Here is a 5,276-nt window from a genome sequence, read left to right on the forward strand (position 1 = left end):
GGTCTCTACGTGTGCTCCCTGCAGCGGCAGTGCAGCGTCCCTTGCGGCGGCCGCCGCCTTCAGTCGATGTATCCCAGCGACCGGAGTTTCGTCCGCAGGGCCTCTTCCTCCTCCGGGCTGAGGGCGTCGGCCTCCTCCTCGGCGCGGTCCACGGCCGCCTCCAGCGCCTGGAGCACGAAACCCTCCACCGACTGGCGGCCGCACTGCCGGCAGTAGGCCTCGATGCGGCTATAGAGTTCCGGCGGCAGCTCGAAGGCCGGCAAGGGTGCGCACCTCCCGCAGAAAGGGATGCAGCCGGGCGAAGGGAACCTCCATGCCCAGGCGGATCTCCGGCTTGGCCGTGCCGTGGAAGTCGCTGCCCGCCGTCACCATCAGGCCGAACTCCGCCGCATAGCCCAGGTAGGTCTCCGTGAGCTCCGGCGTGTGGAGCGAGTAGAAGGCCTCGATCCCCTGCAGCCCCTTCCCGGCGAGCCAGGCCACCAGGTCGCGGAGCTCGTCGCCCTCCAGCTTCGTCTGGTAGGGGTGGGCCATCACCGCAATGCCGCCGGCGTCGCGGATCAGCCGGATCGAGCGCTCCGGGTCGAGACGCCTCTTGTTCATGTAGAGCGGCGCGCCCTTCTTGAGATAGCGGTCGAAGGCCTCCTGGAAGCTCTCCACATAGCCCTTCTCGTACATGAGCCGGGCGAAGTGCGGCCGGCCCACGATCTCGTTGCCCGCCACCGCCCTGAGATCCTCCATGGTGATGGCAAAGCCCAGCTTTTGCATGTTGGCGATCATCTGCTCGTTGCGGTGGGCCCGGAAGGACTGCAGCTCTTCCAGGGCGTTCCGCAGCGCCGCGTTGCCCGTGTCGATCCCGTAGCCGAGGATATGCAGCGTCCCCGGAGACTCGGCGCTGATCTCCACCCCCGGCACCAGCACCACATCGGCGGGGACATCCGCCGGGGAGATATCGTCGTAGGCCTCCACGGTGTCGTGGTCGGTGATGGAAAGGACCTCGAAGCCCCTTGCCCCCGCCTGTTGCAGCAGGTAAGCTGGTGTTTCGGAGCCGTCGGAGGCCGTGGAATGGGTGTGCAGATCCAGTAACATAGGCATCAGTCCAGATATCCAAGATTGCGGAGACGGCGCCGGATGGCGGCCACCTCCTCTTCGGTGAGCTCCGGGAGCTGCTCCGGCTCCTTCGTCTGGGCGATGGCGTCCGAGGACACCAGATCGCGGAGCACGTGCACCACGAACTCCGTGACGCTGCTGTAGCCGCTGTCGCCGGTGATGGTCTTGAGCTTCTCGTAGAGACTTTTGGGGATCTTGATGGTAACCTTCTCCATTTGGAGCCTCCAGCACTCTGATTATAGTCTTCACAGGTTATACCATAGATCGTTGCGTCCGGGCAAGGGGCCCGCCGCTGTTCGGCGCGGGGGAAGCAGCGCGGAGGAGGGGCGATGTCCCGCCGGCTGGGCGGCTCTCCCTGCTTCGCAGAAGGCGGCCCTTTTGGGGGCAACCCTGCCGGTGCGGGCTGGTTCCGGTGGTGGCGGAGCGATCTGCGAAAGAGGCAGGGGGTGCCGCGGGGTCCTTGGGGATGACGGGAGGTGTGCGGCGGATGATGCGGCTTTTCCACAGCGTGGGCACCAAGTTCATCGTCTCGATCATCCTGTCGGTGGTCCTCTTTCTCGGTGCGCTCATGCTGGTGACCTACAACTCCCAGAAGCAGGCCGCCCTGGAGAACGCCCGGGAGCTCTCCGCGGTGATCCTCTCCCAGACGCTCTGGCGGATCGACGCGCTCTTCGGCGAGGTGCGGCAGCTCGCCCGCTCCTTCGCCGCCTACCCGGCGGTCAGGGAAATCCGGCCCGAGGCCATGAAGCCGCTGGTCCTGGCGGCGGTGGGGGCCCGGAGCAACTACCTGCGGGCCATCTATCTGGGCACCACCGGCGGCGAGATGCACGAGTGGGGGATCGGGCCGGGCTTCGTGGACCACACGGCCAATCTGGAGGAGGGCTACGACCCGCGGAGGCGTCCCTGGTACCGCCAGGCCGTCGAGCGGGGGCGCTTTACGGTCTCCGAGCCCTATCTCTACGCCAGTGTCCCCGCCCTGGGGATCACCGGGGCGCTGCCGGTCCATAACAGCCGGGGGGAGCGTATCGGTGTGCTGGGGCTGGACATCCTGCTGGAGGACCTCCGGCGGATGATCGGGGCGCTCGCCCCGCACAAGGAGAGCAAGGTGATCCTCCTCAACAGCGAGAACCGCGTGATCGTCAACCAGTTTGACGGCGCCGACGGCGTGGAGACCGACAAGCTGGCCCGGTTTACCCTCTTCGACGCCGCCGGTCTGGAGGGGAACGTCCGGGGGCGGCTCATGGAGCCCCGCGGCCGGGAGGGGCTCTATTTCGTGGCCTCCACAACCCACGGCCTGACGGGCTGGAAGCTGCTGGTGGCCTTCCCCTACAATGCGCTGATGCAGCCGGCCCGGGAGACCGTCCGGTCCATCGTGATGCTGGAGGGGGTGCTCACCGCCATCCTGGGGATCGTCCTGGCAATGCTGGGCAACACCCTGATCACCCGTCCGCTGGGCGGCATCCTCCGGGTGATCCGGCGGATCGAGGAGGGCGACCGGGAGGCCCGGGTGCCCGAGGACCGGGGCGACGAGTTCGGCCTGCTGGCGCGGCAGTTCAACCGACTGGTGGACACGATCCGGGAGTACCACGAGGGGCTGGAGACCAAGGTGAAGCGACGCACCGAGGATCTGCTCCGGCTGCGGGGGGAGAACCTGCGGCTCCGCCTGATCGAGGAGAAGGAGAAGATCTACGGCTACCTCCACGACTCCCTGGGGGCGCGGCTGACCAACATCAATATCTCCAACGCCGTGGCCCAGTCGGCTCTCGGCCGGGACGGGAAGACCCTGCGGGAGATGCTGGGGCGGATCGAGACGAACACCGAAGGGGGGATCGAGGACCTGAAGGAGATCCTCCGCGGGGCCGAGGACGGGGACCGCCGGATCATCGACTTCGAGTGGGTGATCAACGCGAACCTCCGCAAGCGGCTGGAGCTGAAAGAGATCGCCCTGAGCTGCCCGGCCGGCGTGCCCGAGGAGCTCAACGGCCTTCCGCGGGGGGTGCGCTTTGAGCTGGAGAAGATTCTCCAGGAGCTGACCAGCAATGTGCTGAAGCACTCCGAGGCCACGGCGGTGACCCTGCGGGTGCTGTTCCGGGAGGGCTGGGTGACGGTGGTCTTTGCCGACAACGGCCGCGGCGGGGCGACGGAATCCGGCGGGCAGGGCTATGGGCTCACCAGTATCCGGCATCGGGTGGCCTATCTGGGCGGCGCCTTTGACGTGGATTCGCCGCCCGGCGGCGGGACGACGGTGCGGCTGGCGATCCCCGCCGCCGCTGCGTAGCATCGGGCGAGGTGGTGTGACGATGATTTCACTGATCATCTGCGAGGATGTCCGGGAGGTGCGGGAGGGGCTGCGCTATCTCCTGGACATGGAGGAGGACCTGGTGGTCCGGGACGCCGTGCCGTCGGCGGAGGAGCTCTTCGACACGCTGCGGCGCGCCGGGACGCCGGACATCGTGCTGATGGATATCGGTCTGCGGGGCATCTCGGGGATCGAGGCCACGGAGCGGCTCACCAGGGAGTATCCGGCGGTTCGGGTGCTGATCCTCACGATCTTCGAGGAGGAGCAGAAGATCCTCAGCGCGATCCAGGCCGGTGCGGCGGGATACATCCTCAAAAACACCAAGCCGGCGGAGATCGTGGGGCAGATCAAGGCGCTCCACGCCGGCGGCTCGCCGATCAGCCCCAATGTGGCCCGGGTGCTGCTGGAGGAGTTCCAGCGGGAGCACAGCGTCCCCAGGAGCGATGCCGTGGGCCTGACGCCCCGGGAGAAGGAGATCGTGCGGGGGATCGTCGACGGCTACACCTACCGGGAGATCGCCGAACAGCACTGCATCGCCGCCTCGACGGTGAAAAAGCACATCCTCAACATCTACAGGAAGCTCAACGTAAACAGCAAGGTGGAGTTCATCAAGAAGGTCATGCACTGGGACCTCCACCAGCTCTGAGGGCTGCGTCTTCACCAAATGGTGTAGAAAGCAGGCCATGTATACAATCTGAGGGGCAAAGATACGCTACCTGGTCACTTTTTTTGCTCTCCGGGGAGCCACTAGACTAGCTTCGGAGAGGATCACGCGATCCTCCTGCGGAAGCAAGTCTTTTTGGAGGTGACCTGGGTATGGCAGAAAAGCAGGGAATTTTTGATTGGTATTTCAAGTCCAATCTCCTCTTGCGGATCCTCACCGGTCTTGTGCTCGGCGCGGTTGTCGGGCTTGCGGCCGGCGAGGCGATTATGTGGCTCCAGCCCTTCGGCGATCTTTTCGTGCGACTCCTGAAGATGATCGTCATGCCGGTGATCCTGACCACGCTGGTGATCGGCGCGGCGAGCATCAGCCCTGCGGAACTGGGGAAGGTGGGCGTGAAGATCGTCCTCTTCTACCTGCTGACCTCGGCCTTCGCCGTGGCGGTGGGGCTGCTGATGGGCAACATCTTCAAGCCCGGCCTCGGTCTGGAGCTCGGTGACGTCAGCGGGGCCGCCGGACGGATCGCCGAGTCGCCGCCGCTGACGGAGACCTTTCTGAACATCATTCCCACGAACCCCTTCGCCGCGCTCTCCGGCGGCAACGTGCTCCCCACGATCTTTTTTGCCATCATCTTCGGCATCGGCGTGAGCTACCTGAAGATCAGCGGCGACGACCGTCTGCGGAAGGCCGGCGAGACACTCTACAACTTCTTCGACGGCGCCGCCGAGGTGATGTACCTGGTGGTGCGCTGGGTCCTGCAGTACGCCCCCATCGGCGTCTTCGCCCTCATCGCCGTGGTCTTCGCCCAGCAGGGCGCCAAGGCCGTGGGACCGCTGGGGATCGTGACGGCGGCGGCCTTCATCGGCTACGCCGTGCATATCGTCATCGTCTACGGCGGGCTGCTCTCCATGAACAGGCTCAACCTCTTCACCTTCCTGGGTGGCGCCAGGGAGGCCATGATCACGGCCTTTGTCACCCGCAGCAGCAGCGGTACCCTGCCGGTGACCATGCGCTGCGCCGACGCACAGCTGTCCCAAATGATCAGCTTCACAAATAGCGCCGCATTTTCCTGATATCTCGCGTCATCCGTCTTCTATGGCTGGCCAGTCCTCTTCGGAAATGCCGATGCTTTCGAGCAGATTTGCGTGAGTGAAGAGGATCGATTGGAGTAGAGTTGCGGTAACCGCAAGATTAGGATTGCCTTGAGAG

At 65.4% G+C, this 5,276-nt stretch carries 6 protein-coding genes; 3 read left to right on the forward strand and 3 right to left on the reverse strand.

Going from position 1 to position 5,276, the window contains the following annotated elements; all coding sequences use genetic code 11:
• Positions 1-59: 59 nt before the first annotated feature.
• From K9L28_11505 to K9L28_11515, 3 genes are read right to left on the reverse strand one after another with little or no spacing between them, the layout of a single operon-like run.
• A complete protein-coding gene (locus K9L28_11505; protein ID MCF7936954.1) occupies positions 60-263 on the reverse strand; it encodes a hypothetical protein in 204 nt (67 codons plus the stop codon).
• Positions 229-1,092: a PHP domain-containing protein gene (locus K9L28_11510; GenBank protein ID MCF7936955.1), complete on the reverse strand. Its 864-nt coding sequence runs from the start codon at positions 1,090-1,092 to the stop codon at positions 229-231. Before K9L28_11510 ends, K9L28_11505 begins: the two co-directional genes overlap by 35 nt.
• A complete protein-coding gene (locus K9L28_11515; protein MCF7936956.1) occupies positions 1,092-1,322 on the reverse strand; it encodes a ribbon-helix-helix domain-containing protein in 231 nt (76 codons plus the stop codon). Before K9L28_11515 ends, K9L28_11510 begins: the two co-directional genes overlap by 1 nt.
• Before the next feature lie 272 nt (positions 1,323-1,594).
• Between K9L28_11515 and K9L28_11520 the strand changes: the two genes are divergently transcribed.
• The 3 genes from K9L28_11520 to K9L28_11530 all read left to right on the forward strand — a co-directional run bounded on the left by K9L28_11520 (position 1,595) and on the right by K9L28_11530 (position 5,140).
• Positions 1,595-3,385, forward strand: coding sequence for a HAMP domain-containing protein (locus tag K9L28_11520; protein ID MCF7936957.1), 1,791 nt, complete (start codon positions 1,595-1,597; stop codon positions 3,383-3,385).
• A gap of 22 nt (positions 3,386-3,407) precedes the next feature.
• Complete coding sequence (locus K9L28_11525) at positions 3,408-4,052, forward strand: response regulator transcription factor (GenBank protein ID MCF7936958.1); 645 nt, start codon at positions 3,408-3,410, stop codon at positions 4,050-4,052.
• Between the two features lie 170 nt (positions 4,053-4,222).
• Complete coding sequence (locus K9L28_11530; protein ID MCF7936959.1) at positions 4,223-5,140, forward strand: dicarboxylate/amino acid:cation symporter; 918 nt, start codon at positions 4,223-4,225, stop codon at positions 5,138-5,140.
• The last annotated feature ends 136 nt before the right edge of the window (positions 5,141-5,276 follow it).

This window comes from Synergistales bacterium, assembly GCA_021736445.1.
Taxonomy (GTDB): domain Bacteria; phylum Synergistota; class Synergistia; order Synergistales; family Aminiphilaceae; genus JAIPGA01.